Source organism: Streptomyces corynorhini, assembly GCF_003346515.1.
Classification (GTDB): domain Bacteria; phylum Actinomycetota; class Actinomycetes; order Streptomycetales; family Streptomycetaceae; genus Streptomyces; species Streptomyces corynorhini.
Genome location: NZ_QQNA01000215.1, coordinates 1 through 3,099, shown reverse-complemented (window position 1 = coordinate 3,099; position 3,099 = coordinate 1). Strand labels below are relative to the sequence as shown.

Here is a 3,099-nt window from a genome sequence, read left to right as displayed (position 1 = left end):
CCCCCCTGGACGATGGTCAAGCGCCAAGGTTCGCGCGCAAGTTAACGCCATAGCGTGCCGCACGCGCCACTCCACGCAGCCGACGGCGCGGAAGACGGCGCGAGAGCGGGCAAGGGGGCGGGCGCGGGTGGCGGACGGCGCGCGGGTGGTACCGGGTGGTATGCAGGGCGGATGGCAGCCGCACCCGTGACAGACGCCCACGGCGAACCCACCGCCCGCGCCGCCCACCAGCCGTCCGCTCCCCCCACCCCCTCCACACCGTCCACCCCTTCCGTACCGTCCGCACCGTCCGTACCACCTGTGGCCGGGCTGCTGCTCGCGGCGGGCGGCGGGCGACGGCTGGGCGGCACGCCGAAGGCGCTGCTGGCCCACCGGGGCCGCCCCCTGGTCGAGCACGCGGCGCGGGCCCTGCGCGAGGGAGGCTGCGCCCCGGTCCACGTGGTGCTGGGCGCGGCGGAGCGGGAGGTGCGGGATCTCGCCGGACCGGCCGGGCGGCCCGGCGGCGCCCTGAGCGGCTGCGTCCTGGTCGGCAACCCGAGGTGGCCGGAGGGGATGGGCACCTCGCTGCGAGCCGGTCTTGACTCCCTGGCCGGCACGGGCGCGGGGGCGGCGCTGGTGCTCCTGGTGGACCAGCCGGGCATCGGCGCGGCGGCGGTGGCCCGGGTGGTGGCCGCGTACCGCGGTCCGCGCTCGCTCGTGACGGCGTCGTACGGGGGAAGGCGCGGCCACCCGGTACTGCTCGGCAGCGCCCACTGGGCGGGGGCGGCGGCGGATGCGCGGGGCGACCGGGGGGCACGCGGGTACCTGAAGGCGCACGAGGGCGAGATCTCCGCGGTGGAGTGCGGGGATGTCGCGAGCCCCTACGACATCGACACGGAGGAGGATCTGTGGCGTCTCGCGCCACCGCTACCTCCACGTGCACCACATCCACCACATCCCCCCGGCCATTGAACTTCCACCATGAGAAAACTATTATCCAAAAAACAAAATCGTCCGGCGCGCGCATCCGCCGGTGAAGGAGTGACAGCTCATGTCCGCAGCAGCGCCCTCCCCGCTGGAGATCGTCGACGCCGCGCCCCTGCCCCGGCAGGACGAGGTGCTCACCGACGCCGCCCTCACCTTCGTCGCGGAGCTGCACCGGCGGTTCACGCCCCGCCGTGACGAGCTGCTCGCCCGCCGCGCCGAGCGGCGCGCCGAGATCGCGCTCACCTCCAGCCTGGACTTCCTGCCGGAGACCGCGGCGGTACGGGAGGACGGCGACTGGCGCGTGGCGCCGACGCCTGCCGCGCTGGAGGACCGCCGCGTGGAGATCACCGGCCCCACGGACCGCAAGATGACGGTCAACGCGCTGAATTCGGGAGCGCGGGTCTGGCTCGCGGACTTCGAGGACGCCTCGGCCCCCACCTGGGAGAACGTGATCCTGGGACAGCTCAATCTGATCGACGCCTACCGGCGCCGCATCGACTTCACCGACCCGCGCTCCGGCAAGTCGTACGCGCTGAAGGACGCGGCAGAGCTGGCGACCGTCGTGATGCGCCCGCGCGGCTGGCATCTGGCGGAGCGTCATCTGCGGCTGGACGGCGAGCAGATCCCCGGCGCGCTGGTCGACTTCGGGCTGTACTTCTTCCACAACGCGGCGCTGCTGATCGAGCTGGGCAAGGGCCCGTACTTCTACCTGCCGAAGACGGAGTCGTATCTGGAGGCGCGCCTCTGGAACGACATCTTCGTCTTCGCGCAGGAGTACGTGGGCATCCCGCGGGGGACGGTCCGGGCCACGGTGCTCATCGAGACGATCACCGCCGCGTACGAGATGGAGGAGATCCTCCACGAGCTGCGCGACCACGCCTCCGGGCTCAACGCGGGCCGCTGGGACTATCTCTTCTCGATCGTGAAGAACTTCCGGGACAGCGGGGCGAAGTTCGTCCTGCCGGACCGCAACGCGGTGACGATGACGGCGCCGTTCATGCGCGCCTACACCGAACTCCTCGTCCGCACCTGCCACAAGCGCGGCGCGCACGCCATCGGCGGCATGGCCGCCTTCATCCCCTCCCGGCACGACGCGGAGGTCAACAAGGTCGCCTTCGAGAAGGTCAGGGCGGACAAGGACCGCGAGGCGGCCGACGGCTTCGACGGCTCGTGGGTCGCCCATCCCGACCTGGTGCCGATCGCCATGGCGTCCTTCGACGCGGTCCTGGGCGAGCGCCCGCACCAGAAGGACCGGCTGCGCGAGGACGTCTCCGTCGCCGCGGGCGACCTCACCGCCATCGACTCTCTGGACGCCCGCCCCACCTACGAGGGCCTGCGCAACGCCGTGCGGGTGGGCATCCGTTACATCGAGGCGTGGCTGCGCGGTATGGGCGCGGTGGCCATCTTCAACCTGATGGAGGACGCGGCCACGGCCGAGATCTCCCGCTCCCAGATCTGGCAGTGGATCAACGCGGGCGTCGAGTTCACCTCACCCGACGGCACCACCGTACGGGCCACCCGCGACCTCGCCCGCCGACTGGCCGCCGACGAACTCACCGCGCTCCGCGCCGAACTGGGCGAGGAGACCTTCGCCGCCGGCCGCTGGCAGCAGGCCCACGACCTCCTGCTCACGGTCGCGCTGGACGACGACTACGCGGACTTCCTGACCCTCCCGGCCTACGAACAGCTGAGGGGCTGAGCCCGACGGCGGGAGCGGGGCGCGGGGCTCAGCCCCCGGCGGGGCTCACCTCCCGGCGGGGCTCACTTTCCGGCGGGGCGGGCCCGTACGTGCATCCGTTCGCCCTGCGGGCCGAACAGGCTGAGGAATTCGACCGCTTCCGGTCCCGCGCTCGTCCAGGCGTGCGGGGTGCGGGTGTCGAACTCGACGACCTCGCCCGGGGTCAGGACCAGATCGTGTGTGCCGAGGACCAGCCGCAACCGGCCGGAGAGGACGTAGATCCACTCGTATCCCTCGTGCACCCGCTGCTCCAGGTCGCACACCTGCCGCTGCCCGGCGGGGATGATCTGTTTGTACGCCTGCACTCCGCCGAGGTGGCGGGTCAGCGGGAGGAAGGTCATCCCGTAGCGGGTGAAGGGGCGGGGGTGGACACGGGGGTCGCCCGTGTCCACCCC

The 3,099-nt window shown here is 72.3% G+C and carries 3 protein-coding genes; 2 read left to right on the top strand and 1 reads right to left on the bottom strand.

Annotation, left to right across the window (positions count from 1 at the left end; all coding sequences use genetic code 11):
• Positions 1-171 precede the first annotated feature (171 nt).
• Both DVH02_RS24965 and aceB read left to right on the top strand, forming a co-directional pair.
• The gene (locus DVH02_RS24965; protein ID WP_114626085.1) at positions 172-951 is read left to right on the top strand and encodes a nucleotidyltransferase family protein; all 780 of its coding nucleotides are present in this window, start codon (positions 172-174) and stop codon (positions 949-951) included.
• Positions 952-1,030: 79 nt separating this feature from the next.
• Positions 1,031-2,665, top strand: coding sequence for a malate synthase A (aceB, locus tag DVH02_RS24960; RefSeq protein WP_114626084.1), 1,635 nt, complete (start codon positions 1,031-1,033; stop codon positions 2,663-2,665).
• A gap of 62 nt (positions 2,666-2,727) precedes the next feature.
• Here aceB and DVH02_RS24955 read toward each other — a convergent pair.
• Positions 2,728-3,099: cupin domain-containing protein (locus DVH02_RS24955; RefSeq protein WP_147286124.1), on the bottom strand; the 372-nt coding region annotated here is incomplete at its 5' end.

Coding starts and splice junctions, on each gene's coding strand:
- DVH02_RS24965 (WP_114626085.1), top strand. CDS start 172: ATGGCAGCCGCACCCGTGACAGACGCCCACGGCGAACCCACCGCCCGC.
- aceB (WP_114626084.1), top strand. CDS start 1,031: ATGTCCGCAGCAGCGCCCTCCCCGCTGGAGATCGTCGACGCCGCGCCC.